The organism is Paraclostridium sordellii (assembly GCF_000953675.1).
Taxonomy (GTDB): Bacteria; Bacillota; Clostridia; order Peptostreptococcales; family Peptostreptococcaceae; genus Paraclostridium; species Paraclostridium sordellii.
Window position 1 is genome coordinate 2,331,862 of record NZ_LN679998.1, and the last position, 26,140, is coordinate 2,358,001.

Below are 26,140 nucleotides of genomic sequence, written 5' to 3' on the forward strand. Positions count from 1 at the left end.
TTATTTACATAAAAAAATCCTAATCGTTAGATTAGGGTTTTAATGACATATTAAATAATACTTACACTTGTACTAAGTCAAGATATTATTTTATCAATTATTTTCCTTCACCCCGAAGAAACTAACTTAATATATTATAGGCAGGTCTCCTGGCTTAACTTCACTTTACTCCTTTCCCTTCCCGTAATAATTATCACAGTGGTATTTGAAAGTTTCATCCGTTTTACAGTAGCGGGGGCTGCAGAGGAATTACACCTCTTTCCCTATTAATTTTATCTATAAAAACCTACAATATTTTTATTCAATTTATCACATGTATATATAATACTATAAATAGTTCTAAATTCCTCTATTATTTTTAAATTTTTATTTTAAATTTTTTATACGTCATAAATATGTTGATGAAAGTGTTCATGTTCACCTGTAAATCCATCATCATGCACATGGTCATGACCTACTCCATTTACATGATGGTGACTATGCATAAATGAAACTTGAAGTTTATTATTTATTGGATTTTTTCCTACATATGCATTTACTCCAAATATTTCTTTTAACATGTTTGCAGTTATAACTTCATCTATACATCCACAACATTTTATTTTTCCTTCTTTCATTACAATTAAATAATCACAATACATTGCTGCAATATTCATATCATGAATAGCTGCTAATGTGGTTATTTTTAGGCTTTTAACTAAATCCATAAGTTGTATTTGATAACCTATATCCAGGTGATTGGTTGGTTCATCTAGTATTAAAAAATCAGTATCTTGAACTAACGCTCTAGCAATTAAAGTTCTTTGCTTTTCTCCTCCTGATAATTTTGAAAAACTTCTATCGCTATAATTATCAAGTCCAACTCTTTTTAACATATTATTTACCATATCAATATCTTTTTTAGAATAATCTTCAAAAACAGATTTATAAGGATATCGTCCCATCTTTACAATTTGCTCAACTGTAAAATCAAATTGAGAATTTGTTTCTTGTGCAAGTACTGCAATTTCTTTTGCACAATCTTTATCTTTCATATCTGATAAATTTTTATTATCAAGTATAATCGATCCACTATTTGGTTTATATAACCTATATATATTTTTTAGTATAGTAGATTTTCCTGATCCATTAGGTCCTATAATTCCTACAAATGACCCTTTTGGTATTTCAAAAGATATATCTCTTAGAATTTCTTTTTTTTCTATACTAAAATTTAAATTTTTCACTTGTAATTTAAACATTAATCACGCCCTCCAAATGAATAATTTTTCTTAGAAATTAAATATAAGAAGAATGGGCCACCTATTAAAGATGTTATTATTCCTATTGGTATTTCTACTGGAGGGAATAATCCTCTTGCTAAAACATCTGAACATATTAAAAATATTGCACCTATAAAACTTGATAATACAATTAGTTTTTTATGATCACTTCCAGCTATAGTTCTACAAATATGAGGAACTACTAATCCTATAAAGCCTATAGCCCCTGTTATTGCAACTAATGTAGATGTTAAAAGAGTTGCAAGTATTAAAATGGTAGTTTTTATAAGTTTTACATTTATACCAAGTATAATGGCACTATCGTCTCCGAGTAATAGTATATCTAAAGACTTTGACATAAAAAAACTGATAATTATTACTATAGCTAAAACTATAAATGGAAGTAATAATACATCCCATTTTGCCCCTCCTAAACTTCCTACAGTCCAAAATAGTGCACTTTTAGCTTGATTTGAATTTTCTGCTGAATATATAAGTAAATTAGTTAATGCTGAAAATATTGTTGATATAGCCATTCCAGTAAGAACTAGTCTTGTTGTAGATGTAGTCTTTCCCATTTGTGTCCCAATTCCAAATACTAAAACTCCTGATAATATAGATCCTACAAACGCACCACTAGTTATGCTATTTATACCTATACTTGAAGCTCCTCCTAAAACAATAACTGCGACAGCTCCACAAGATGCTCCTGATGAAATTCCCAGTATATAAGGTTCTGCAATTGGATTTTTAGTTACACATTGCATCAAAACTCCACATATTGCAAGTCCTGCTCCACATATCGCCCCTAATATTACTCTTGGAAATCTTATTTCCCAGATTATATTTTGGGTCATAACTTCTCCTACACCATTAAATGCTATTCCATTTGTTAATTTATTTAAAATTACCTTATAAACTTCTCCTGGTTCTATATATGTACTTCCTACTGCTATCGCTCCAACTATCGTGCCTGCTAATATTATAATTAAAACTATAACCCAAAATAAGAAACCTTTCTTTTTAGAAAGGCTTCTTGAGTTTTCTTGATAAGCTTGCATTATTTATTATCTCCATAAAAATATCCATGCATTTCCTCTATAACCATAGGATTTCTTACTCCTGGAGATAAATCAGCTAGTTTAACTACATATATTTTATTATTTTTTATTGCAGAAACATCTTTAAGCGCTGGATGAGATTTTAAATAATCAATCTTTTCCTGAGCTGGTTGCCCTGCTAAGAAATCAGTAACTAATATAACATCTGGATTATTCTTCACTACACTTTCCCAAGAAACATTTATATATGGTTTTTTAGCATCCTTTCCAAATACATTGTTTCCTCCAGCTATTTCAATTAAATTATTAGCTAGTCCACTTCCAACTACCATAGCATCCTTTTCCCCAGAATCATAAACCATCATTTTAACTCTATCTTCTGGTTTTACATTTCCAACTTTATCTTGAACAACCTTTATATCACTTTTCATTTTGTCTATAACTTCCTTAGATTTATCTTGTACTCCAAATATTTTTCCCAATTGCGTAAAGTCTTCATACACTGTTTCAACTGTAGCATCTGGTGCATAAGATTTTGCCATAAAAGGAGCTACTCCTTTATCTATAAGTTCTTTTGGAGATCCAGTTGTTTGATCATTTATAGATGAATCCCATCCACTTACAAAATCAGCTCCTGTTGCTACAAATGCCTCTTTTGATATAGAATGTCCTTCTCCAACTTTTAAAACTGGTATTTTATCATATGCTTCTTTGAATTGTGGTAATATAGGATTATCTAAAAGAGCTGTTCCAACCATTTTATCACCTAGATCTAATGCTAGTAACATCTCTGTCATAAATTGAGATAATGTTACTGCTTTTTGCTTTGGAGCATTTACAGATACATTATAATCTTGAGCTCCATCTGAGTAAACGTATTCCACCTTCTCAAAATTACTAGATTCAACCTTCGTATCAGATGCTTTAGCTTCTTCTTTTTTATTGTTCGAACATCCTACAACACTAAGTGTAATCCCTGCTATAGCCATTAATGCTACAAACTTTTTTAAACTTTTACTTTTTATCATTTTATTTTCCCCCATATTTTTCCTATGTTTAGTTTACTATAACATTAAAAAAAATTAAAGCCATAAAGTTTTAATTAACAGCATATAAAATATACCTTATTTAAATTAAACCTTCATGGCTAATATTTTCATTTAATATTAATTTTTGGATTATTCATAAAAATGATTATGTTGATTATAGTATTTGTATATTGATATATAACATTCCTTGTATATGTAAATCTTAAATCATTTTAAAAATAAATTTTCATATCTAAATCAAGCTATTTCAATAACTATTCTTTGAACGATTTTATAGTATTATATTGCAAGAAAATAGTAAATACATTAAATAATTTTCAGAAAATTAAATTTATTTTATAATTATATATATTGTTCTATATATTTTTCTTTTTTTATAAAATTTTATTATTTACGACTTTTTCATAATATATATATTAAATTATAATTTATATTGTATTTTAAATTATATATTATCTTTTATTTTATAATTAATCATTTTATCGTATTCTTGATGTCCAAATACACTATTTAATATATAATCTTTATCATCTATACAATTCGATTTGTATAGATATCTTTTTGAATATGACTCCAAATCTTTATCACATTGTCTGGATCTACTCCAGGTATTTCCTAAATCATTAGACTCACATGTATATAAATAATTATATTCTCCCCACTGGATATAACTAGTATCTTTGTAGTTAATCAAATGTGGAAATAAACACATTATATCTGTTTTTATAGTTTCTGTATAAGTTTGATAAAAAGTATTACCTTTTAATTCTCCCTTTATATATCTACAGTGATACTTACCATCTGATTCTTCTGAAAAAACTATATTAAAACATCCAGCGTTATCCTTTATAACTGATAGATATATCTTAGTTTTTTTAGTATTTGTTATTTTAATTGGTTCACTCCATGTGTCTTTAGACTCTAATTTGGAAACGAATAATTCTTCGTAACCATTTATACATTTAAAGTAAAATAAAATAGGTATACTTCCTTCCCATAAGACTTCAAAGTTACTAATTATATTATAATAGCTAAAATCAATTTTATTTTTTATAACTAAATTATCCTCTTTATTTATATGAATTAATTCACACTTAAAAGGCTCATCTTTATTTATTAAGTAGTAAATAATATGAGTTTCTTTTTTCAGATATTTTATATATGGAAATTTTATGCATGAAATTTCATTATCGTATTTAAGAATTAATTCCTTATTAAGTATAATGCTTTCACTATTTTTTTCATCTATATATATGTTCCACAAAAATCCACTTTTATCATTTAAAATTCCGTAAATTTCATCATAATTATTTATATCTGCATAAAAATCTACAAATGAATAAATACCATCTATAATTTTTATACTATATCTGTCATTTAAATTCTTTTTTATTCTTTTTAAAACTATACCATCTATAAAACAAAATATATTTAAATCTTCATTAGAACTTTTAATAAGTATATCTGTATCATTAAAAATCATTGAATCCCCTCCCATTCAATATTATTGAACTTCGATTCATTTTAAATACTTTAATTTATTCATATTTTAGACAAAATTTACTTTTAGAAAGTAACATATCTATTATTAAATCATATAATCTATTAAAGAGAAAAACAAAGCCTTCTCTTTAATAAATTTATATGAAAGGATATGTAGCATGACTAAAAATAATACAGCTCAAACAAACAGTAATATCGATAATCTTACTTGTGATAGATTAAACTCTAATCAATATAGAGAAAGTCAAGAATGTAATTGTTATCCTGAAAGACCTAGCTATGATCATTGTCCAGAAAGACCTCAATACGGCCATTGTTATGAGAAACCTCAATATGATCATTGCCCTGAGAAACCTCAGTATGGTCATTGTCATGAAAAGCCTCAGTATGATCATTGCCCTGAGAAACCTCAATACAATCATTGTCATGAAAAACCTCAACATGATTATTGCCCTGAAAGACCTCAGTATGACCCATGTAAAGGTAATAAAAAACCAAATTGCTGTTGTTGTTCAGAAGCAAAATTTAATCAAAATGAATGTGGTAAACCTTGTAACCCTGTGAAATTTGAATGCCCAGATATAAACTGTGCTATATGTACACCTATATTGGCAGATAGAATATTTGATTTCAAATGTGTAAATCAACAAATACCTAGATCTATAGCACCTCAAGTATTTACTGTAGATCCTAGACCTATGGGATGTCCTCCATATACAGCTGGAGCTCCTGTATGTATAGAAAAAGTTACTGTAGTATACGATTGTTTAGGGTTCTCAAATGATTTATTACCTATAACTTTATGTAATACTAGCGGTTCACTTACAGGAACACCTCAACTATGTCCTTCAGGTGAAGCATCTGTATTCCATAATTATGAAGGAACAATATCTACAGGTTGTATTTGTCGTGAGAAAGGTTCAACTGCAACTTTAGTTCAAGGACCTTTGGATGCATCTATTTATAACTTCCAATATATAGTTGAAGGATTTATAGGTTGTGATCCTTTTACAGCTAGATTCCCAGTAACTCCATCAGATGCTCCTGATTTCTTAACAAATATAAACTTATTTAGCACTATTTGTTTACCTAATACTGATGATCCATTAACTTTAAGAGCTCAATTTGATCTTAAATTCGTAGTTAAATCTATAGTTCCAACAACACCTTTCAGCGGAGGAACTTTCAGTGCTAGAATATTTGATGAATTATTAATTAGTGAAAAACTATACCTTACAAAATCAGATGCACTAGTTGTATACTCAGCTCCTGCTGAATTTAAACATCACGAAAAATAATATTAATTACTAGTACAAATAATGATTTGTACTAGTAATATACTAAATTTAAATTATAGGTTCATTTTTTAATGAACCTATTTTTTATTTTTCCTTATATTTATCTATATTACTAATAGTAATAATCTATTCTAAATATTCATAAGTATAAATATAATTACTATTTATTATAGGAGGCTATATATGAGTGATAAATATCCTAACTCTACATCAATAACAAATGTGTTTAATACAGTTAAAAGTTTAGTTTGTAATACAGTAAATATACATAATTTTTTTGTACCAATGTTAGTTTTAACTGATGATGGAATAACAACTAAAATAATAATTTCAAAATCTGAAGAAGATAATTTTTCTATTAATGAAAATATACTTATTTATAAAAATAAAGCTATAAACATAAGTAGTATAGTAAAAATTAAAATACTAATAGATAAAATTCCTTCTAATAAATTTACTTTCTCTCTATTAAAAAGTCTAGAAAATCTAACTATATATAATGTAAACAGCCCTATTGATACTTTTTCTAACAAAAAATGTATCAATAGATTTAATGTTTTCTCTGATGATTGTTTTAATATAAGTTATAATATTCAAGATTATATATTAAAAAATATGAAAAATATAAAAGATATAAATTTTAATATGTCTACTAACTGTTTAGATAACAATATAACAGTTAATACCGTTCATGAAAACGTCTTAAACTCAAATACAAGTTTATATGCTACTGAAATGGAAACCTTAGAAAATATTGATTTAGATATAGACACACTAAACGTTGTAAGTTCCATAAAAGAATTTTGCGATGAAGTAATAACAGATATTAAAACTGAAGAAAAACTAGTTCTTACTAACAATGCTAGTGAAGTAGAGGTTTCAAAACCTATAGATACAGAAGACATAGATGTTTTAACTAAAATACATACAAAAAATTACTCTGTAGCTATAAATCCAAAACCTGTAAAGATATTAAATAAAGTCAACCAAAATCAAATAGAATCAGTTACTGACATAAACCCTTATTATTCAGAAAATACAATATCAAATATTGATATTCAAAGACAAATTATCCCCCCTAAAACTATAGAAGTATTAGATTTAGTTCCACTAAATCAATGTATTAGCAAATGCTCATTAGACGGTAAATTGCTTAGTTTAAGCCCTAATGGCGAAAATTGCATTGGTGTGTTTTTAGATGATGGTACATTCGAACCTCTAAAGTTAAGTTTTAAAACCTTTAATGTTATTCCTAAGGATACATTTAATTTAGTTGGAAACATATATAGAAATCAGTTGAAAAATTCAGTTACTCACTTAGATATAAGTAAAGATTGTTTATTGCAATCTTTAGATATAGGCTATGGTGGTAATGCTATAAAATATGATGATGAAAATATAGTTTCCATAAAAGATCTTATAAATACTTCTAAAACTACAATAAAAAATATAACTAATGATGTTGATACAACTTCTGTAGTTACTAAAAATAATCTTGAAAATATTAATAGTATAAAAAATATTAAACATGATACTATTAAATATATTAATGATATAAAAATGGATCCTGTCGTTAGGTCAATAAAAACTATAAAAAGTACTCATGATGTTATAGGTGATTTAAACTTTGATAAAAATATTTCTAGTGTAGTTCAATGTGTAGATATCGTTAATAATAATATTTCTAGCTGTTGCGAAAACACTGAAAAAATATGCGGTTCAGTAAACTTTGTTGGTAATGATATAATGATTGTAAACAATGAAAACTCAGATATATCAATTTATTCTATTCCAAAAATAAACTCTGTTACCCAATTTTAATATTTAATAAAAAAAGAACTAACTTTTAGTTAGTTCTTTTTTTATTAAATATTAAAGCTTAATCTATCTTAATCGTTTTGACATTTGTTCCATTGTTCTTCTAAAATTTAAAACCCCATATCCCATATCTACATTTGGATATGTATATATTGGTTGTTTGTCAGCACCAATCATTAAATATGTTTTCATAACTTCTGTAAACAACAAAGTTCTTCCAAATTTACTTTGATTTATAAGGTAATCTGATAAAACAGCTGTAACCCCACTAATTATTGAACTTCCAACACCTGTTCCTGTTGCCTTTACATAATCATTATTTTTATATGGTCCTATTATATCAACACTAGGCGCTACTATATCTGGCTTTATTGGATTTTGATTTAACGTTCCTCTTGATGATTCTATCCACATACTGTCAGTTCTATTGTTAAATCCTCCTACAGTTATTACATTTTCAGTGGTTGCAAATAATGTAGTTGTAGAAAATGAGTTAGAATTTATAAACCTGGTTTCATCATCTATCAAATCTTTATTTGGTAAAAATGCATCATATTCTCCTGTTACTATGAATTCCCCTTTAAGTCTAAGGGTCCATATTCCTGGTTTAACACCAGTTAATCTTATTATAGCTTCTTCAGTTCCCGACTTTAACCATGGATATCTATATATCATTTCATAATTAGTTCCTTCTATATTGAATCTACCGTTATAAATTGTTTCTCCTGGTGAGTATTGATTCATATAACTTAATTCCCCAGAAGGTGATATCATAGATACACTGATTTTATCAGGTCCAATATTGCTTACTGAAACATCTAAATTCTTTTGATTTCCAATTTGAATTAATATATCATTTATTTGATTCTCATTATATAGTCTTCCAGAGTAATGAATATCCGTATTTCCTTCATCTCCTGCCCCACTTACTATAATAATACCTGGACTAGTTAAAAAATTAAAAGAGTCTAAAAAATTAGTTAAAATTAAAGATTTACTTTTTTCGGCAAGAGTTAAGTTTATAATTATATCTTTATTATAAATCTTAGATATATCTTCAATATATTTAATCGCTGCTAATAAATCACTTAGTTCATAGCTAATTTTCCCTTCTTTATAAACACCTCTATATTCTCTTAATTTTACAACTACTAATTCACTATCTGTTGCAATTCCTATAAAATCTTTATTTAATCTCCCATTACCTGCTGCTATCCCAGCTGCTATAGTTCCACTTCCAATATTATCCTCAGATAAGCTCGGATCATTTTCTTTTATATATTTATTAATTTCTTCTCTTTTGAATTCACTTCCAATTTTTAATCCTTTAGGTGGAATTCCTTTATTGCTCATCTGATCCCATATGGATATTATTTTAGATGTATTGTCATCTTTGATAAAATCCGGATGCAAATAATTTATACCTGAGTCAATAATTGCTATTATTATATTCTTCCCTGATGGACTTATGTACGGATTTTTATCAATATAGTCAGCTCCTGAAACTACTCTTGGTCTATCTCCATTGTCAACTCCTTCTCCAATTTTAATAAGAGAACTAATTGGTATTGAAATTGACCAGTCATATATAGAATCTATTTGTTTAAATATTTCTTCATCAAAATTTTCATCAATATATATAGAAGCTATTTTTTCATTTAATATAATATAATTATCTAAACTATATTTTTTTAAATCTGCTTCTAATTCTTGTGTGTTACCGTTGTAAACTACTATATAAGATGTTTTCAAATTACAACCCTCCTATAGCTATTTTAATTGATCAAACATTCCTTTAATATCTAATAGTCCATATCCAGAATTTGTATTTGGATAATTTATCGATTCTGATCTTTTTGCTCCTGCTCTTAAATATGTTCTCATTTTTTGTACAACGGCTTTATTTTTATAGTTTTTATCTGATAATATATATTGAAAAAATACGGCCATAGCCCCTGTTACAAATGCTGAAGATACTCCACTTCCAGTTACAGTTGCATACTTACCTCCATTATAAGGAGCTATTATATTAACTCCAGGAGCTATTACATCTGGCTTTTCAATTCTTCCTGTGGCACCTACCGTTGGTCCTCTTGAGGAGTTTGCCCATAAACTCTTATTTACACTATCATAAGTTCCTACAGTTATTGTATCTTTGTATCCGCTAGGATATGTTAATGTTGTGTTGGGGTCTCCATTTCTAAATTTAGTTCCTGGTTTTAACAACAATTCATTTGGTAAATATATATTATATATTCCATTTGTTATAGACTCTCCTATTAGTTTAATTCTCCATATACCTTTTTTTACTGATGTAAGTTTTATCATTGTCTGTTGTTGACCTGAATAACTAGCTGGATAATTCGAAACTATTGAATAAAATGTATTTTCTAGATCAAACAAACCTTGTATATAATTTAAATTTGATACATATGAAATTTTACTTTGCTCCCCAGATGGAGACACTATTGCAATATTTATTATATCAGGTCTATTTACTAAAACGTCTATTTCAATCTCCTCTTCTTCTTCTATTTCTATATCTACATATTCAATATCACCTTTAAATGATAGATATCCCGAAGCGTGAGTTTTTCCACTGCCTTCATTTCCTGCACCTATTACTTCACAAACTCCATATTCATAAAATAAGTTATCTGTGATTATGAGTGTTCCAGTAACAACAGAACCATTGCTTCCTAATGAAACATTATTAACTATAGGTTTGTTTTCTTCTTTGGCCTTTTTATATGCATACCTCATTGCAGTGTGAAGGGTAGCTATGTTGTAATGTCCATCTATTTTTTTTAGTTTTATAACTATTAAATCTGATCCTTCTGCAACTCCTCCATATTCCTTATTTACATTACCTAAACCAGAACATATACCGCTTAATGCGGTTCCTATACCTTCTTCGTCTATAGATAATGTTTTATTATTTTCTTTAATAGCTTTATTTATATCTTCTCGCGTATATTCTGTGCCTATATTAAATCCACTAGGAGGATTCCCTTCTTTTGTTTGATCCCATAAATAGGCTATTTTAGATGTCCCATCTTGATATATAAAATCTGGATGTAAATAGTCAATTCCTGAATTTGCAATTCCAATAAAAACTCCTCTTCCATCTAAAGTTATATTTGGATTTTCTTTAAAAAAGTTTGCGCCTATTTCTTCTGTTGCTACATACCCATTTTCTATGCCTCTATTTAAATTAGTTAGTTGAACCATTTTTGTATATCTTTGAATTCTATATATAGATGTAATCCTATATAATTCTCCCATATCTTCTGTTCTAGATTTATTTATATATAATATCCCAAAGTTATCGGATAATTTATCAAACTTAAAAATATCTGCTAACTCTTTTATATCTTCTTCAAAACCATCTTTATAATCTATAATAAATATCGGAGAAAATTCACTTAAATTAATCGATTCATCTCTAAAACTTCTATTCTTCAAACTTTTTATAGAACTATTTATTCCAAATCGAATTAAAAAAGATATACTTGCATTTTCTATAAAATTATAATTTTTCATTTTATTAGTATAGATACTTATATTTTTTTTACTTCCTTTTAGAACATTAAACTTAATTGCCCATTTTCCACTTTCAATTATATCTTTTGATTGGAATTTAACTTTTATTATATCTGAATCCTCAAGATGTTTTACTTTTATAATATTAATATCTACTTTTGTATTTTCTAAAAAATATTCTTGTTTTTTATACCTAGGAATTATATTTTTAACTTCATATTCATTTGGGGTTTTTAAACTTAACTGAACATCTAGGTCCTTATCTTTTAATATGTTTATTTCACTATTACTCTCATCATTTTCTATATTTAAATTTATTATATTTTGGTTATGATCTAATTTTAAATTTTTTTCTATGTATATTTGATTTGAGTATTTTTCTAATTCATTTTTATAAAATTCATTTAACTTATAATTTTCTAAATTTAAGTCTATTAATGTAGGCACTTTATACTTATACGAATTATCTTTTATAAATTTTATAAAATCAATTAATTTAAAACCATCTACTTGATCCTCCTTTTTATGAAGTTCTAGTTTAAGAACTACATTATTTTTACTATTTATAATATATTCATCATAAAAACTATATTTTTTTAAATCTTTATATTCCCATTTATTGTGTCCTCTGAATAAAATTTGTTTTTTAAAATCTTCTATTTCACTATCATCAAAACTTTCTATTTTGTAATAAGATAATATAGTTTCTTTTAATTTTTCTATATTTTCATCTATTAGTATAACTTTATTTTTATATTTAAACATAGCCTTACAGTATATAATAATCACCACCTAACCAATCTCTCCACTAGTTTATTATATGTTTACCTCCTTGTATGGATGATAAGTTTAATTCATATAGGTTTTGAATTTTTATATTAAGGGTAAAAATTTTAAAGTATGGTTACATTTTAATTTATAGGAGGTGAAGATATGAAAAATATAATTTCTAAAACAATGATTTTCATAGGAATAATACCAACAGCAATAATATTTAAATTATTATTTGGTACTACAAATATGTTAGTTGGTATAACAGCTTTTATGGCTGCTACAAGCTTAATTCATAACGATTATACACCTACACCTATAAAAAATACTATTAGATTTATATCTATAGAACTATTTATAGGCGCTTGTGCTTTTATATCAACAATTTCTCCTTCACTTACTTTAGTATCAACATTTATTTCAATATTTTTTATAATTTACATATTTACATACGACACAAGTAAACCAATATATATGCCCTTTGCTTTGGCATACTTATTTATGGTTTATTTTCCAGCTAAACCTGGCGACATACCAGCTAGAATAGGTGCTTTAATTCTCTCTGGTATGCTTATTATGCTTGTGCAAATTATTGCTAATAAAAATAATTTTTGGACTAAATCAAAATCCACAATTACTAAAAATTTAAATTTATTAATAAATGAATTAGAAATATTAATAGATGGAGATAATTATGATTCTATAATAAAGAATTGTACTCAGATTAATAGAAGTTTAAAGTCATTGTCTAAAAGTTTATATTCTAGAAGAGAAAAAACATTTATAATATCAGATAAGACTCGACTTTATTTATGTATAACTCAAACCATAGAAGGTGCTAATATAATTTTAGAGCAAGCTTTAGATGATAAGGAAAATTTAAGTAAATGTGTAGATGTATTAAAAGATTTAAAGGTCCAATTTGAAGATATATTAAAACTTATTAATAACGAAAAAGATATGTCTGAGTTAAAAGAACAGTTAAATCATTTTATATATAGTGGAGATGAGAAGGGCTACAGTTACTATATATCCTATGAACTAAAACAAAATATGACCTTACTAAAAGATATTTTAACCGATTTAGAAAATGGTGGATTGTCTTTAAGTGATAAAAGATTTGATATATCAGATAAAATCAAAGAGATTGATGTTATTAAAAAACGTTTTAATAGAAATTCACTTAGATTTACATTCGCCTTTAGGGTTGCATTAGTAGTAAGTTTGGGTGCCTTTATAGTAAACTATTTTGATTTATATAAAGGTAAATGGATGGTTTTTACTTTAGCTTCTGTAATTCAGCCTTATATAGAGTCAAGTGAATCAAAAATGTTAGATAGAATAAAAGGTACTTTAATAGGTGTATTAATATTTGAATTGTTATTTCATTTAGTTCCAAATATAGAGTTTAAAATATTTATAGGTTTTGCTTGTGGATATATTAGTAACTATTTTAAAGATTACTCTAAGAGAATGACGTTCATGACAGTTTTCGCTTTAAGCATAGGCGCTACTAGTACAGACTTTAATATATTATCCTTTGATAGAATAAAGTTTATTTTATTAGGATGCTTTTTTGCATTTGTTGCTAATAGAACTATATTTCCATATAAAATCAAAGTTGTTACTAGAAACTTAATTGATAAATCAATTGATTTAAATAAAACTATTGAACATAACTTGGGAAGTTTATACTCTTCAAATTTAAGTTCATCGAATTTGAGAGAAGTAGTTTTAACCAATAACCTTACAAATGAGAAAATTAGTATAAACAATAATACTATTTGCTGTGATAAAATTAGTAATTTCTTGGTTAATGAAAGAGTCATTATGAGTAATTTAAGAGTTTTTAAAAATAGCATAAAAAATAATAGGGTAAAAAATTTGAATATACCAGAAGCATGCAAAGAAATACAACAATATATAACTGGAGATTTAAGTAAAAGTAAAGTGGTTGATGATTTCAATAAATTAAATGAAAGAGATGACAAACTAATATTTATGAATATATATGAAATTTTAAAAAGTATAAATGATGCTAAAAATATAGCTAATACTATAAGTACAGTATAGAAATTAAATAAGAGAGGTAAGCTCTCTTATTTAATTTCTATACTGTATATAATTGAATTTTTGAGTTTATGTGGTGTTCTTTTCATGCAATTATTACCTATAAGCTTTATACATTTATCATCTAATAAATTGCATATAGCCTCTCCATATGTAAGATTATTATCATACCTAATTTCATTGAATTCACATACATCAAGATTATATAAAGATGAAGATGTTTTTCCACATAAATGAATTACTATATCGTCAGTTTCATTTAAAATTCTTTTTATTATATTTAAAGTAGAATTAAGTACTACTTCCTTATATACTTTAGGCCCCACTATAGTTATATCTCCAACAGGATCACTATATGATATTATTTTAGCTCCACATCTATATCCTCTAATTGCATAATTAACTATATTATCTTCCAAAATCTTCATTACGTCTAAAATCACAGTATCTTTTTTCCTAACAGATTTATAAAAATATTTTAAATCTATTAAAAGAGACAATATAGTAATTGGTCCGCAAATATTTAAAGAAACTATTTCATCATTTTTTAAAATTTTAATTGATTCTAATACTTCTTTTATTCTTCCATTGTCAAAATCAATTTTATCTATTTTGGATAACTCATCTACATTATTATACGCATATTCTTTTACTCTAGGAGTATTTTTATCATCACCTAAGTTTATTAATCCTCCAAATGATTCAGCTTCTACAGTTGTACAAAACGGAACTTTACATATATTATCATTTTTATATATTTTCAATTTTTTAGATACTATTGATATATCTTTAGCCCTTGTATGTAAAACTGGAAATTTTAACTTTAAATTTTCAACGATATCTTTTGGAATATTTTCATTTTCATTTTGATTACACTTAAAATCTATTTTCATTTTAATAACTCCTATTTAAACATATTTAATAGTTCTTCTTTTTCTAAATTACTTCCAATTATGCATAGCTTAGGAGTTATATCTCTATTGGTACTTGCTATAGTATAATTTCCATTTATATAGTTAAATTCCAATATTCCTTCATCATTATTTACAAACCCTTTGCACCTTATAATTTTTCCTAATTTTTCATTGTTAAGACTACTTAATATATGTTCAAGACTTTCCACTGTATAAATTTTATTTGGGATTTTAGATATAGATTCAATATTTTTCATATCTTCACTAATATCTTTTTTTATTAAAGTTTTTATATCATCACTTATTTTACAATTTAATAAATCCAATTTTTCAAAAAAATTATCAAATGGAATCTTATCCCAATCTTTATTAATTATATTAGCTGTTTTATTTAAATTCTTTAATGATAACTCTACTTTATTTAATTCATCTTTACCTATTAACTGGGTTTTACTTATCATAAGAATTGATGCATTTTTTATTTGATCTTCAAAAAAATCACCAAAATTATCAATATAGTCAAAATAATTGAGCCCATCTACAATTGTAATTAAAGAATTAATACTCAAGGTATTTTTAAGTTTTGAATTTTCTATCATTGATATTATTTCACTAAGTAAACCTATACCTGTTGGCTCTATTAGTATTCTATCAGGATTAAACTTTTCTATAATATCTAAAAGTGTATCTCTAAAGTTCAATTTAATACTACAACATATACACCCATTTTGTAACTCTAATACATCAATGCCTGATTTGCTTATTAAATCTCCATCAATACCGATTTGGCCAAACTCATTTTCAATTATAACAACTTTCTCATTTTCTATAGATTCTAACATATGTTTAATTAAAGTTGTTTTTCCTGATCCTAAAAAACCTGATACAACATCTATTTTTATCATTTCATCACCTTTTTAAAATTTTAAACAGTCCGTAAACAATCTTTCATAATTTTCTTTTGTTGACAGTTCAAAATAATCAATATCTTTAGCTATATTATCTAAGTTTTCTCTAACATCTTTGGATAATAAACTCATTATCGCACCTGTTTTAGATGAATTTCCTATGTAAGTTATTTTGTCTTTCAATTCTTTTGGAATTATTCCAACTCCAATTAAACTATCTATACTTAGGTGTTTCCCAAATTGTCCAGCTATTATAACTTCATCTAAATCCTCTATATTTATATCTACTTGGCTTACAAGTGCATATATTCCAGAAAGAATGGCACCTTTAGCTAATTGTACTTGTCTTATATCTTCTTGTGTAATTGATATTTCTTTTGGCTTACTCATTAAAACAAATTTTCTTTTCTTATCTACATCTACTATGTAATTACTTAAATGGCTTAATTTTTCATCTTGTTTTATTGATTCGCTCTTGCATATTCTTCCTGTCTTTCCTATAAGTTTAGATTTTGCAAGCTCACTTATAGCATCAACAATTCCACTTCCACAAATACCTTTAGGGTCTGTATCTCCAATAACCTTAAAACTAATTTCATCAGAAATTTTTATATTTTCAATAGCTCCATCTCCAGCTCTCATTCCACAACTTATATTCATTCCTTCTAAAGCTGGTCCTGCTGCACATGAGCAAGAAACTAATTTTCCTTTTTTAGATAAAACCATCTCTCCATTAGTTCCAATATCTATAAACAGTATATTTTTGTCAGTATTTTTTAAATCACATACACATACTCCAGAAACAATATCAGCACCTATATAACTAGATACTCCAGGAAGTAAATAAACATTACCAAATTTAGATATATCTATACCTAGTTCTTTTGCACTTATATTTTTACTTGCTACAAAAGATGTTGCATAAGGTGATTTTCCAATAGATTCTGGATTTACATTTAAAAGTATATGCATCATTGTAGAGTTTGCAGCTATTGCTAATTCATATATATTACTAGTTTTAATATTTTCAGTTTCACATAATTTTTTTATCAGTTTATTTATACAATCTATAATCAATTTATGTAAAATTTCTAATCCATTTTCTTTACTTCTTATAAAATTTATACGAGATAGTACATCTAGTCCATACTCTTTCTGAGGGTTAATTTCACTTTCACACCTTAATTCTACTTGGCTATTAATATCTATTAAAGAACATACTACCGTTGTGGTTCCTATATCAACTGCTAAAGAATATAAGCTATCTTTAGTATCTCTACATTCTAATCCTATAAGTTTTTCATTTAAACAAATTACAGTAAAATTTTCTTCTTTAAATAATTTAGGTAATTGCTTTAATGTTTCATAGTTAAATTGAATGTCTTGTCCTAATATATCTTTAATTATAGTTTCATAAGACTTATTATTTTGTAAAGTAGGTTGTACTATATTGTATAAATTTTTAGTAAGCACAGGTTTTTTTATAAATTCAGGCATATATCCATCTGCCAATATTTTATGATTAGTGTTTTTGTCTTTTAATAGTTTTATATTTAAATTACCTTTTGGATAAACTAAACACCCTAGTCTAATATTATTATCCATTTCTTCTTGGCTTAAAAATTTAAGTTCTTCATTAGTTAGTTCGTTTATAGTCCCATTTACAATTTGTACCTTACACTTACCGCATAATCCTTTTCCCCCACAAGGACTTTCCATTCCTAAATCATTATTTTGTATTATTTCTAAAAGATTACTTCCTAATTCAAACTCATAGGATCCACCGTCTACATATAAAAAATTCATACAATCCCTCTTTATCTACTATAGTTTTCTACGCATTTTTTTAAAACTTGTATATTATCAAGTTTAGTCCTAACCCCTATCCCACAAGCAGGAGACAATATATCAACTCCACTATTTAAGCAAGATTCACATATATTTTCCAAACTACTTTTTTCACTATTTTCAAGAGCAAATGTGCTTACATTTCCCATTATAACCTTGTTGTATACATTTGCTTTTACTTGACTTACACTAGTTATAGAGTCAAAACTTATAGCATCACTATGTAATGAGTTTAGCTCTTTATAAATACTTTTTAACCTTCCACATATATGTATTATAGTCCCACCTTTTGCATAACTTTTTAGCTGATCTATTATTTTATTTAAATATGGTATAGCAAACTCATTAAAATTCTTAGCACCTAAAATTTCTCCTGTTCCACTAGGATCAGATATTGTTAGTATATCTGCTCCAGCTTCTAATTGAGCTTTCCCAAATATTATAAGATTATTAGTTACAAAATCCATAAACTCATGAACTTTTTCAGGTTTTTTCCTAATTTCTTTATAATAAATCATAGGCTCCATTAAAGATGATGCTAAGCTAACAGGTCCTGTTAAATTAGCTATTATTGGAACTTTTAAATCTCTATTTTTTAATATTTTTATAGCATCTAAAACAACTTTGGCTCTGCCTTTATTTACATCTATATTTTTTAAAGTCTTATATTCTTCACTTGATGTTATAGGATATTCAGTTACTCTAGGTTCTGTATTTTTTGTTCCCATATAAACTTTCGCACCCATAGATTCTGCTTCAACAGTCATACAAAATGGTACTCCTAAATTTTCAAATGCATTATTTTTATACATTCCATAAGTTAAATCTGCCATCATAGATGGATTTGTATGTGCCTTAGGCCAAGATACATCTTCAATATCCATAACATCTTCTATTATCATATTCATCATCCCACCTGGACATATACATGGAACTCTATCTACTTCTTCCCCTTTTAAGACTTTATAAAGTCTTTCTTTTGGATTCATTTTATACCACCTCTTTGTGTACCCCTCTTTTTTTATCAACTAAATCTTTTGCTAATTTAACTGCTTTTGATGCTTCATGTGCATATCCATCTGCCCCAATTTTATCAGCAAAGCTTTGAGATATAGGTCCTCCACCTACCATCACAACTACATCGTCTCTCATATTTTTTTCTTTCAATAAATCTATTACTACTTGCATATTATCCATTGTAGTTGTCATTAAAGTAGACATTCCTACAACATCAGCATTAATTTCCTTTGCTTTTTGTATAAATGACATAGGTGCTACATCTCTTCCTAAATCAAAAACTTCAAATCCAGCAGTCTCTAGCATTATCTTAAATAGATTTTTCCCTATATCATGTGTGTCCCCTTCAACAACCCCAACTACAGCTCTATAATGTTCTCCAGTTTGGTGTTTTGGTAAATGAGGCTTTAAAACATCTATTCCTCCATACATAGCATCTGAACATAATAATAATTCAGGTATATAATATTCTTCCTCTTCATATAATCTTCCAGCCTCTTCCATTCCTAAAGCAAGACCTTTTGATATACCTTCATAAGCTTCAAAATCATTTTCAATATATTCTTTAGCAACATCTATAACTTCTTCATCTTCCATTTCTAAAACACAATCTGCTAATTTTTTTAATAAAATTTCTTTTGAATTATCCATAATTTACTCCTCCTATAAATTATCTATATTAATTGGATAAGCCCCATATATTCTAGCCGCATCCATTAATGCTTTAATATTCTCAGGATTTGTTCCTATAGGAACATCACAACCTGTGCTTAGTATAAATCCACATTTACTATCATGTGCTTTTCTTATACATTCTTTAGCTTCTTTATATATGTCTTCTATAATACCTCTCATTATAGTATCTACTGGATCTACATTTCCAATCAAGCAAACCTTATCCCCGTAAGCTTCTTTAAGTTCTCCTATATCATCTATATTATCTAGACTCAAATTAGCTATTCCTGTGTCTACCATATGTCCCCATATTTTCTTTGTTCTACCACATATATGTAGTGTAGTTCCTCCTCCAGTTCTCTCTATTATTCTATCCATACATTTTTTTAAGTAAGGCTTTGCAAATTCTACAAATTTTTTCTCGCTTATCATAGTCGACGATGCAATTGGTTCTGCTAAACTTGGAGCAAGTCCAATATCACATGCTGCGTCTATATAATTTATAACACTTTGAGTTGATATTTCTAATAATTGATGTGCCATATCTTTGTTTTTAGTTAAATCCCTTAAAAATTTATCTGTTCCTCTTAAAAAGCATGCTGTAGTGAACGGACCTCCTACAGATGTCCCTACTCCAACTTCTGCTATTAACTTATCCTGAGCAATTTTAAGTGCTTCTAGAAAATAATGTATTCTACCATCTTTATAAGGATCTATAGGTCTTAATTTCCCAATTTCACTATAATCATTTATAGCTGGTTTATTTATATACGGTGTGTTGTTTGTTGGAAATATAACTTCACTTCCCATAGCTTCTGGTATACCTTGTAATCCTGGTCCAAAACCTATACTATCAGGTCTAAATAGCTTAAAACTTCCAACAGCTACATCTACAAGTGCATCTACCGAATGGTTATATTCATGTATTGTATGCCCAAATATAGGAGAAACACTTTCTGCCAAAAACGGTGAACATAAAATTCTATCCATAGGCTCTCCTTTAGCAAAAGCTTCCATTCTCTCCTTAGGAGTCATCTGATCTTTATTTATTTTATACTCCATAAATCCACCTCTTCACTTATTAAATATTACATAATCATCTTACAATATATATGTTTTTTCTACAAATTGATAATATCGATATCATTAATTAATGATATCGATATTATCAATAATTAATTTTTATATTATTTATATTTGCTTTTAAATCAAACATAAAAAAACACCGTGAAATTTTTTCACAGTGTTTTATTTATTTAAAAAATATTTTAAATTTATTATCATATTAAGTTTTAAACTGTGTTTATCTAGATTTATATTCTCTAGATTTACACCTTTAAAATTTGTTTTATCTATAATTACACTTCCATCATTAAACTTTACTAAAATATTACTCTCTTTAGAAAACCAATCTTTTATAAAACTGTTTACAGATAAATCAACTATCCAATCATATAACTTCAAATCCAAAAGCTTAACATTCTTTATATTTAATACTAAATCTTTATTTTTATTTAAAGTTGGAAGCACTTCAACTTCTACAGGAACATTTATATTTTTAGTTAACCTATAATCTACCTTAGCTTTTATTTTTCCATCTTCTATATTTATATTTAAATTTGTAATTTTATCATTTTTAGTTTCTATTAAAAAATAATTTACACCTTGTACAATTGATTTTTCTGGAACTAAGAACTCTCCTTTTATTCCAACTGGATTATCTATTAATTTAGTGTTTATAGCTTCTATGCCCGAAATAGATTTTAAAAATTGTATACTTTTCGAATCTGACTTTATATCTTCTTCTACATTAGGTTTCTTTTCATAATTAATTGATTTAGGTTCTGTTTTACTTAAAAACATACCTATAAACGTAATTATAATAAATATCATGATTATTAAACTTATCCATAATTTCTTTTTTCTCATATACAGCCTCCCTCATTCAAAGTTAGGTTTAACTTATTAGTTATTTATATATCCAAATTTTAATCATACAAATCAATCTAAATTAATAAAACAAAAACTGTATCTAAATTGTTATACTAATTCTAGTATAAACTTATTTAGATACAGTTTTTAATTTATTTCTTAATTATGTTTTCTTGAAGGTAATATTTCAATCCAATAATTGTCAGGGTCTGATATAAAGTATATCCCCATATCTTTATTTTCGTAACATATACAACCCATATCTTTATGTAGTTTGTAAGCAGCATCAAAATCATCAACTCTTAGGGCTAGATGGAATTCATTATCTCCTAAATTGTATGGCTTATCCCAATCTCTTATCCATGTTAACTCTAATGTATGATTAGTTTGTCCATCTCCTAAATAAGAAAGTATAAAACTCCCATCTTGTGATTCATATCTTCTTACTTCTTTTAACCCTAAAGCTTTATCATAAAATTCTAAGCTTTTTTCTAAATCTAAAACATTAAAATTATTATGGCAAAATGTAAATTTCATATTAATCACTCCAAATTATCTAAATTTTATTTTTATTAATAATACTAATATTAATTTATATTAATAGTATAATCAAGTACTTACTAAAAAGTAAGTACTTGATTATACTAACTAGTCTAAAATATATAATATACTTTTTAAAAACAAATTATTTTGATTTTAAATATAATTACCTCATTTCTATTTTTAAATTTTATTTAATAAATGGCTCTATATGAATAATAACTTGTGTATTTTCATTTATATGTTTTTTAATTATATTTGCTATACTATGTTCTAATTTATGAGCTTCATATACTGTAGTACTAGGTTCTACCATAATATGCATATCTATATAAATATTATTTTCACTACCTCTACTTCTTATATTATGGATATCTTTTATTTCATCTATATTCTTTAAAATTTCTGTAATATTTTCTTCTTCTAAAACTGCTGTGTCTACTAATACATCAATAGCTGATTTAAATATTTCATAAGCAGAATGGAATATGCATATTGATACTCCAATGGATATTACTGGGTCTATTATTATAGGTAATCCCAATTTAATTCCTATTAATCCCATTATAACACCTATAGAAACAAATATATCGCTTCTTGTGTGTAATGAGTCAGAAATAAGAATATAACTATTTAAATTTTTTCCTTTTTTGTATTCATAAATTGAAACAAATATATTTATTATTAATGTAATAATAAGAATTATTATATTTTCCTTACTTATTATTAATACTTCTGGATTTAAAAATTTATTTTTAGCCTCTATTATTATTTTACATCCCATAAATAAAAGCATTGCTCCTATAAATAACCCTGTGAGTATTTCAAATTTATAATGTCCATACGGATGCTTTTTATCACTTGGTTTAGATGCTAAATTTATTCCTATTAGCCCTACAAGATTAGATGAAGCATCTGAAATTGAATGAAATCCATCAGCTGTAATACTAGCACTTTTAGTAATAAATCCAATTAGAACTTTTGATATAGAAACCACTAAATTTGCAAATAATATAATCCATAAAACAAGTTTTACATCTCTATAATTTTTATTTATCATATTATCCTCCATTAAACCTGTCAAAATAAAAATCCATGGAAAAGTATTTACCTATCCCATGGATTTAACCACTGCTGTAAAAGCCCAGTACATATAGTACCTGATAATTTTATATAAAATTAAGCTTATACTATTTTATATTCAAATTTATATTAAAGGTTCCTATATTTATATTAAATTATCTTTTTTTAACAAATTAAATAATGTCGGTTCTAAGTTAAATTCTTTCATAATATTATCAACTTCCATTAGTGAGCTTTCTTTCTTTTCTCTACTTATTTTACTCTTTGATGCTCTTATTAAGATATTTTTAGGAGAGTGTGCTATGTCTATAAATTCTAACAATTGAGTTTTATATCCTATAGCCTCTAATAAATTTCCTCTTACAGCATCTGTCATAAGAGCTGCTACTCTTTCTTTTATTATTCCATATCTTGTTAATATAGAAAGATCTTCACTCTTCATTTGTGAGTTAAATTCATGTTGACAACAAGGTACAGAAAATATCATTTTAGCATTCCACTTAATTGCATTATATAAAGCATAGTCTGTAGCAGTATCACAAGCATGTAAAGTTATAACCATATCTACATTATCAGTATATTTGTACCCATTTATATCGCCTAGTTCAAAGTGTAAATTTTTATAATTATACTTTTTAGCTATCTCATTACATTTTTTTATTACATCCGCTTTTAAATCTAAACCTATCATTTTTACATTTATTTTTTTAATTTCAACAAAATAATAGTATAGTACAAATGTTAAGTATGACTTTCCACATCCAAAGTCTAAAATGGTAAGTTCTTTATCATTATTTTTCTTTATTTCATCATCTATTATTTCAATAAATCTATTTATTTGTTTATATTTATCATATTTTGAATTAACAACTTTTCCATCTTTAGTGAATACCCCTAAATCTATTAAAGGTTGTATTATCATACCTTCTTTTAGAATATAATTTTTTTCTCTATTATGACTCTTATTTACTAATTTAGAGTTATCGCTTTTTTTTCTACCTAGAAATACTTTTCCTTTTTTTGATATCTTTAAATCATATGTGTATTCTTGAGACCAAGCTCCCACTTGTTTATACTTGCCATCTATAAATTCTAACATTTTTTCATTTAACATATCTTTTTCTATATTCTCATGAAATACCTGTTTATCTGTATACTTTTCTACTTGATAATACTCTGTATTATTTTTTTCTTTTAACTCAATATTGATTTTATTATATTCAATATCTTTATTTAGTTTATTACTTATAACTACTTTTATTATATTGTCATCTGTTATTTCATAAATACTATTCTTTAGTTCTTCCATATGTCACACCTTATCATTTTCTATTTATTTTAAATATCAATTATTATTATATATTACAATTTGTTTAAATCAAACTATTTTATAATTTATCTTTTGCAAACATTATATTTTTTATTTAAAATAAATAGAGTATCAAAATTAAATTTGATACTCTATTTTTATAATAAGTACTTTTAGTATTCTAATTTTTATTTTTTCTTTCTATTGTTAAGATTTACAGCTAATCCTATTGTTGATACTGCAAATAACCCTATATATGGTAATATACTACTATCTGAGGTTATTGGATTTCCATAGTTGCCTTTAGTTGTCTGAACTTTATTATTATCTGTTTTTTCACTACTTATATTTTCAGTAACTTCATTATTTTTTGTATTATTATCAAGTTCTGATCTATTTTCATTACTAGGTTCAATTTGTTTGTTATTAGAATCTTCAGGCTTAACTGTCACATTTTCCTCTAAAGTAGGATCTTTTATTGGATCCTTAATAGGTACAATCTTATCATTTGTTGCTGTTTTACTTATTACTTGATTGTTGTCCTTTATTTCAAATGGATACATCTTGTTATCTATTGTGTATCCTTCTGGTGCTTTTGTTTCTTTATAGTAGTAGTTTCCATATTCTAAGTTTTCAAATACTACTTTACCTTCTTTGTCTGTCACACCTTTTTTAATTTCTTTCTTGTTACTATCAAATATTGTAAACTCTGTATTTGCTAATACTTTCTTACTATCTTTTGAATCTTTCTTTGTTATTTCTATCTTTCCTATTATCTTATCATCTGTTGCTGTTTTATTTATTACTTGATTGTTATCTTTTATTTCAAATGGATACATCTTGTTATCTATTGTGTATCCTTCTGGTGCTTTTGTTTCTTTATAGTAGTAGTTTCCGTATTCTAAGTTTTCAAATACTACTTTACCCTCTTTATCTGTCACACCTTTTTTAATTTCTTTCTTGTTACTATCAAATATTGTAAACTCTGTATTTTCTAATACTTTCTTACTATCTTTTGAATCTTTCTTTGTTATCTCTATCTTTCCTATTATCTTATCATCTGTTGCTGTTTTACTTATTACTTGATTGTTGTCCTTTATTTCAAATGGATATATCTTGTTATCTATTGTGTATCCTTCTGGTGCTTTTGTTTCTTTATAGTAGTAGTTTCCATATTCTAAGTTTTCAAATACTACCCTACCTTCTTTATCTGTCACACCTTTTTTAATTTCTTTCTTATTACTATCAAATATTGTAAACTCTGTATTTGCTAGTACTTTCTTACTATCTTTTGAATCTTTCTTTGTTATTTCTATCTTTCCTATTATCTTATCATCTGTTGCTGTTTTACTTATTACTTGATTGTTATCCTTTATTTCAAATGGATACATCTTGTTATCTATTGTGTATCCTTCTGGTGCTTTTGTTTCTTTATAGTAATAGTTTCCATATTCTAAGTTTTCAAATACTACTTTACCTTCTTTGTCTGTCACACCTTTTTTAATTTCTTTCTTATTACTATCAAATATTGTAAACTCT

20 protein-coding genes and 1 riboswitch are annotated in these 26,140 nt (G+C 26.3%); of the genes, 3 read left to right on the forward strand and 17 right to left on the reverse strand.

Annotated elements, in window-relative coordinates:
- Positions 1 to 122: 122 nt before the first annotated feature.
- Positions 123 to 305, reverse strand: a riboswitch (cobalamin riboswitch).
- A gap of 75 nt (positions 306 to 380) precedes the next feature.
- The 4 genes from ATCC9714_RS11215 to ATCC9714_RS11230 all read right to left on the reverse strand — a co-directional run bounded on the left by ATCC9714_RS11215 (position 381) and on the right by ATCC9714_RS11230 (position 4,855).
- The gene (locus tag ATCC9714_RS11215) at positions 381 to 1,241 is read right to left on the reverse strand and encodes an ABC transporter ATP-binding protein (RefSeq protein ID WP_021128039.1); all 861 of its coding nucleotides are present in this window, start codon (positions 1,239 to 1,241) and stop codon (positions 381 to 383) included.
- Positions 1,241 to 2,323 carry a FecCD family ABC transporter permease gene (locus ATCC9714_RS11220; protein WP_057545321.1) on the reverse strand — a complete coding sequence of 361 codons (1,083 nt, stop codon included), beginning with the start codon at positions 2,321 to 2,323 and terminating at the stop codon, positions 1,241 to 1,243. Before ATCC9714_RS11220 ends, ATCC9714_RS11215 begins: the two co-directional genes overlap by 1 nt.
- Positions 2,323 to 3,351, reverse strand: a complete 1,029-nt coding sequence (locus ATCC9714_RS11225) for an ABC transporter substrate-binding protein (protein ID WP_055328322.1) — start codon at positions 3,349 to 3,351, stop codon at positions 2,323 to 2,325. The genes ATCC9714_RS11220 and ATCC9714_RS11225 overlap by 1 nt, the downstream gene beginning before the upstream one ends.
- 466 nt (positions 3,352 to 3,817) lie before the next feature.
- The gene (locus ATCC9714_RS11230; RefSeq protein ID WP_057545323.1) at positions 3,818 to 4,855 is read right to left on the reverse strand and encodes a hypothetical protein; all 1,038 of its coding nucleotides are present in this window, start codon (positions 4,853 to 4,855) and stop codon (positions 3,818 to 3,820) included.
- A gap of 178 nt (positions 4,856 to 5,033) precedes the next feature.
- Between ATCC9714_RS11230 and ATCC9714_RS11235 the strand changes: the two genes are divergently transcribed.
- Both ATCC9714_RS11235 and ATCC9714_RS11240 read left to right on the forward strand, forming a co-directional pair.
- Positions 5,034 to 6,173 carry a hypothetical protein gene (locus ATCC9714_RS11235; protein ID WP_057545325.1) on the forward strand — a complete coding sequence of 380 codons (1,140 nt, stop codon included), beginning with the start codon at positions 5,034 to 5,036 and terminating at the stop codon, positions 6,171 to 6,173.
- Between the two features lie 183 nt (positions 6,174 to 6,356).
- Positions 6,357 to 7,994: a hypothetical protein gene (locus ATCC9714_RS11240; RefSeq protein ID WP_057545327.1), complete on the forward strand. Its 1,638-nt coding sequence runs from the start codon at positions 6,357 to 6,359 to the stop codon at positions 7,992 to 7,994.
- Positions 7,995 to 8,057: 63 nt separating this feature from the next.
- On the opposite strand, the gene cspC is transcribed toward ATCC9714_RS11240, so the two are convergent.
- Together cspC and ATCC9714_RS17750 are read right to left on the reverse strand one after the other, a co-directional pair.
- On the reverse strand, positions 8,058 to 9,743 hold the full coding sequence (gene cspC, locus ATCC9714_RS11245; protein ID WP_057545328.1) for a bile acid germinant receptor pseudoprotease CspC: 1,686 nt from the start codon (positions 9,741 to 9,743) through the stop codon (positions 8,058 to 8,060).
- An 18-nt stretch (positions 9,744 to 9,761) separates the two neighbouring features.
- Positions 9,762 to 12,326, reverse strand: a complete 2,565-nt coding sequence (locus ATCC9714_RS17750) for a S8 family peptidase (RefSeq protein ID WP_057574346.1) — start codon at positions 12,324 to 12,326, stop codon at positions 9,762 to 9,764.
- Positions 12,327 to 12,467: 141 nt separating this feature from the next.
- On the opposite strand from ATCC9714_RS17750, the gene ATCC9714_RS11255 reads away from it, so the two are divergent.
- The gene (locus tag ATCC9714_RS11255) at positions 12,468 to 14,378 is read left to right on the forward strand and encodes an FUSC family protein (protein ID WP_057545330.1); all 1,911 of its coding nucleotides are present in this window, start codon (positions 12,468 to 12,470) and stop codon (positions 14,376 to 14,378) included.
- A 26-nt stretch (positions 14,379 to 14,404) separates the two neighbouring features.
- Here ATCC9714_RS11255 and ATCC9714_RS11260 read toward each other — a convergent pair whose 3' ends face one another.
- From ATCC9714_RS11260 to ATCC9714_RS11310, 11 genes are all read right to left on the reverse strand, one after another.
- Positions 14,405 to 15,268: a uroporphyrinogen decarboxylase family protein gene (locus ATCC9714_RS11260; RefSeq protein WP_057545331.1), complete on the reverse strand. Its 864-nt coding sequence runs from the start codon at positions 15,266 to 15,268 to the stop codon at positions 14,405 to 14,407.
- Positions 15,269 to 15,279: 11 nt separating this feature from the next.
- Entirely contained in the window at positions 15,280 to 16,194 is a 915-nt protein-coding gene (locus tag ATCC9714_RS11265) for a CobW family GTP-binding protein (protein ID WP_054631227.1), read from the reverse strand.
- A gap of 12 nt (positions 16,195 to 16,206) precedes the next feature.
- A complete protein-coding gene (locus tag ATCC9714_RS11270; RefSeq protein WP_057545332.1) occupies positions 16,207 to 18,003 on the reverse strand; it encodes an ASKHA domain-containing protein in 1,797 nt (598 codons plus the stop codon).
- 11 nt (positions 18,004 to 18,014) lie between these two features.
- Positions 18,015 to 19,034, reverse strand: a complete 1,020-nt coding sequence (locus ATCC9714_RS11275; protein ID WP_057545333.1) for a methylcobamide:CoM methyltransferase MtbA — start codon at positions 19,032 to 19,034, stop codon at positions 18,015 to 18,017.
- 1 nt (position 19,035) lies between these two features.
- The gene (locus tag ATCC9714_RS11280; protein ID WP_057545334.1) at positions 19,036 to 19,713 is read right to left on the reverse strand and encodes a corrinoid protein; all 678 of its coding nucleotides are present in this window, start codon (positions 19,711 to 19,713) and stop codon (positions 19,036 to 19,038) included.
- Positions 19,714 to 19,725: 12 nt separating this feature from the next.
- Positions 19,726 to 20,799 carry a uroporphyrinogen decarboxylase family protein gene (locus ATCC9714_RS11285; protein ID WP_057545335.1) on the reverse strand — a complete coding sequence of 358 codons (1,074 nt, stop codon included), beginning with the start codon at positions 20,797 to 20,799 and terminating at the stop codon, positions 19,726 to 19,728.
- Between the two features lie 186 nt (positions 20,800 to 20,985).
- Positions 20,986 to 21,666, reverse strand: coding sequence for a hypothetical protein (locus ATCC9714_RS11290; protein ID WP_057545336.1), 681 nt, complete (start codon positions 21,664 to 21,666; stop codon positions 20,986 to 20,988).
- Between the two features lie 162 nt (positions 21,667 to 21,828).
- Positions 21,829 to 22,206 carry a VOC family protein gene (locus tag ATCC9714_RS11295; protein WP_021126037.1) on the reverse strand — a complete coding sequence of 126 codons (378 nt, stop codon included), beginning with the start codon at positions 22,204 to 22,206 and terminating at the stop codon, positions 21,829 to 21,831.
- Positions 22,207 to 22,399: 193 nt separating this feature from the next.
- Positions 22,400 to 23,269, reverse strand: a complete 870-nt coding sequence (locus ATCC9714_RS11300) for a cation diffusion facilitator family transporter (protein ID WP_054631221.1) — start codon at positions 23,267 to 23,269, stop codon at positions 22,400 to 22,402.
- Between the two features lie 168 nt (positions 23,270 to 23,437).
- A complete protein-coding gene (locus ATCC9714_RS11305) occupies positions 23,438 to 24,601 on the reverse strand; it encodes a class I SAM-dependent methyltransferase (RefSeq protein ID WP_057545337.1) in 1,164 nt (387 codons plus the stop codon).
- A gap of 188 nt (positions 24,602 to 24,789) precedes the next feature.
- Positions 24,790 to 26,140: MSCRAMM family protein (locus ATCC9714_RS11310; RefSeq protein ID WP_280136261.1), on the reverse strand; the 1,351-nt coding region annotated here is incomplete at its 5' end.

What these genes read in the sequence shown, in the direction of transcription:
- ATCC9714_RS11215 (WP_021128039.1), bottom strand. Translation starts at nt 1,241, where the DNA reads ATGTTTAAATTACAAGTGAAAAATTTAAATTTTAGTATAGAAAAAAAA.
- ATCC9714_RS11220 (WP_057545321.1), bottom strand. Translation starts at nt 2,323, where the DNA reads ATGCAAGCTTATCAAGAAAACTCAAGAAGCCTTTCTAAAAAGAAAGGT.
- ATCC9714_RS11225 (WP_055328322.1), bottom strand. Translation starts at nt 3,351, where the DNA reads ATGATAAAAAGTAAAAGTTTAAAAAAGTTTGTAGCATTAATGGCTATA.
- ATCC9714_RS11230 (WP_057545323.1), bottom strand. Translation starts at nt 4,855, where the DNA reads ATGATTTTTAATGATACAGATATACTTATTAAAAGTTCTAATGAAGAT.
- ATCC9714_RS11235 (WP_057545325.1), top strand. Translation starts at nt 5,034, where the DNA reads ATGACTAAAAATAATACAGCTCAAACAAACAGTAATATCGATAATCTT.
- ATCC9714_RS11240 (WP_057545327.1), top strand. Translation starts at nt 6,357, where the DNA reads ATGAGTGATAAATATCCTAACTCTACATCAATAACAAATGTGTTTAAT.
- ATCC9714_RS11255 (WP_057545330.1), top strand. Translation starts at nt 12,468, where the DNA reads ATGAAAAATATAATTTCTAAAACAATGATTTTCATAGGAATAATACCA.
- ATCC9714_RS11260 (WP_057545331.1), bottom strand. Translation starts at nt 15,268, where the DNA reads ATGAAAATAGATTTTAAGTGTAATCAAAATGAAAATGAAAATATTCCA.
- ATCC9714_RS11265 (WP_054631227.1), bottom strand. Translation starts at nt 16,194, where the DNA reads ATGATAAAAATAGATGTTGTATCAGGTTTTTTAGGATCAGGAAAAACA.
- ATCC9714_RS11270 (WP_057545332.1), bottom strand. Translation starts at nt 18,003, where the DNA reads ATGAATTTTTTATATGTAGACGGTGGATCCTATGAGTTTGAATTAGGA.
- ATCC9714_RS11275 (WP_057545333.1), bottom strand. Translation starts at nt 19,034, where the DNA reads ATGAATCCAAAAGAAAGACTTTATAAAGTCTTAAAAGGGGAAGAAGTA.
- ATCC9714_RS11280 (WP_057545334.1), bottom strand. Translation starts at nt 19,713, where the DNA reads ATGGATAATTCAAAAGAAATTTTATTAAAAAAATTAGCAGATTGTGTT.
- ATCC9714_RS11285 (WP_057545335.1), bottom strand. Translation starts at nt 20,799, where the DNA reads ATGGAGTATAAAATAAATAAAGATCAGATGACTCCTAAGGAGAGAATG.
- ATCC9714_RS11290 (WP_057545336.1), bottom strand. Translation starts at nt 21,666, where the DNA reads ATGAGAAAAAAGAAATTATGGATAAGTTTAATAATCATGATATTTATT.
- ATCC9714_RS11295 (WP_021126037.1), bottom strand. Translation starts at nt 22,206, where the DNA reads ATGAAATTTACATTTTGCCATAATAATTTTAATGTTTTAGATTTAGAA.
- ATCC9714_RS11300 (WP_054631221.1), bottom strand. Translation starts at nt 23,269, where the DNA reads ATGATAAATAAAAATTATAGAGATGTAAAACTTGTTTTATGGATTATA.
- ATCC9714_RS11305 (WP_057545337.1), bottom strand. Translation starts at nt 24,601, where the DNA reads ATGGAAGAACTAAAGAATAGTATTTATGAAATAACAGATGACAATATA.